Source organism: Halalkalibacter alkalisediminis, from assembly GCF_028610705.1.
Taxonomy (GTDB): domain Bacteria; phylum Bacillota; class Bacilli; order Bacillales; family Bacillaceae_D; genus Halalkalibacter; species Halalkalibacter alkalisediminis.
Genome location: NZ_JAQQWT010000114.1, coordinates 1 through 1441 on the forward strand (window position 1 = coordinate 1; position 1441 = coordinate 1441).

1 protein-coding gene is annotated in these 1441 nt (G+C 40.1%); it reads right to left on the reverse strand.

Annotated elements, in window-relative coordinates:
• Positions 1-107 precede the first annotated feature (107 nt).
• On the reverse strand, positions 108-1361 hold the full coding sequence (locus PQ474_RS26080; RefSeq protein WP_273848495.1) for an IS4 family transposase: 1254 nt from the start codon (positions 1359-1361) through the stop codon (positions 108-110).
• Positions 1362-1441 lie beyond the last annotated feature (80 nt).

Genomic DNA, 1441 nt, shown 5'->3' on the forward strand with positions numbered 1-1441 from the left:
AAATCAGAAAGAATATTCTGATTTTACCGTAGTGGACCTAAGTGAAAAACGGACAACACTGATGTGTGCGGTAGTCCTTATCCACAATTTTACATTTATAGATGTTCCTAGTTTGTAAATACTGGATCGTACGTTAAGTCGTCTAAATGGCTCACCTCACCTTCAAGGAATTGTTGCTCAATCACTCGAAATTCTTCCACCCAGTTCAGTTTTCGGCGTCCTTTCGATGAACGTGTGGGCTGCCTGAAAAGAGCGCATAGGAATGCATCAAATCCATCCAATAAGAGGATTTTTAACGTTTGCTTGATTTCAAGTAATGGTCCCTCGTGATGGACACTTTGTTGTAAGAGCACTTGTAAACAGTACGTGATGAGAGCGATCCAGATTTGATTACAAACGGCATTCTCACTCTTGCCGTAGAAGCTTTTGATCTTGAGGTGCTGCTTCATCCATTTAAAGAAGGTTTCGATTTTCCAACGATAGCGGTAGAGTTCACCGATTTCGTTAGCTGAGAGCTCAAAGCAATTGGTGATGATGATCACCGTGTTTCCTTCGCGATCTTTGGTTTCAACGAGACGTAAAGGATGGATCATTTTCGTTCCGTTCTGTCCATTGCCGAGAAACACTTCTTGGTCTCTGAAAATAAGAGATTCAGGATCAGGTACTTGTTCAGATAGCACCTCAATTTGTGCGTTCTTCTTTAAGCGGGTGATAAAACGAACATCCTGTAAACAGAATTCGTCAAACTTCTTGTAGTCGTTGTACCCTCGGTCAAATAAGTGGATCGCATCTGAATCAATGTCGATGAGTTCACTCATTTGTGTACGATCTGCATGTTTGGCTGGTAGTAATACACCTTTATCAGGAATTATTAACTCTTTCGTCACGATCACCCGTAAGTGAAGTCGGATTCCAGCTTTCGTTTTACGGAAGGTTGCCCAAGGAAATTGGCTCAGACTCATACTCATCGTCGTTGAATCAATCACGTATAAACGACCTATATCACGAATGATCGTAGGTTGTTTGATCTTCGCTTGAACCTTTAAGACGAGGTGATGAAAGATCTTTTCAAAGATTTTAGGTGGTAGGCTCCCAAGCTTTCTAGAAAGTTGCGATGTACTGATTGTGTCCAACGCTAGTTCAAGCTGATAGGCTTTCTTGTCTTTCACCTGCTTTGATAAGAACGTTAGGCTTTCCGTTTCTTTCAATTGCGAAAGAACGAGCAGTTGAAAGAACTTGTATGCCGTTAATTTCTTCACATACTTATCAAGGTCAATGACGTTATTTAGCTTAGAAAAAGTCTGTTCATCTATTCCTTTTAATAGTTCATTAATTGTAGATTTTATGGTATTCTTGTCCATGGGTGCTCCTTTTAATTGGGATTTGGACAGAACTACCAATCCTAATTATAAGGAGTTTTTTTGTGCCTTGAAACCATAAA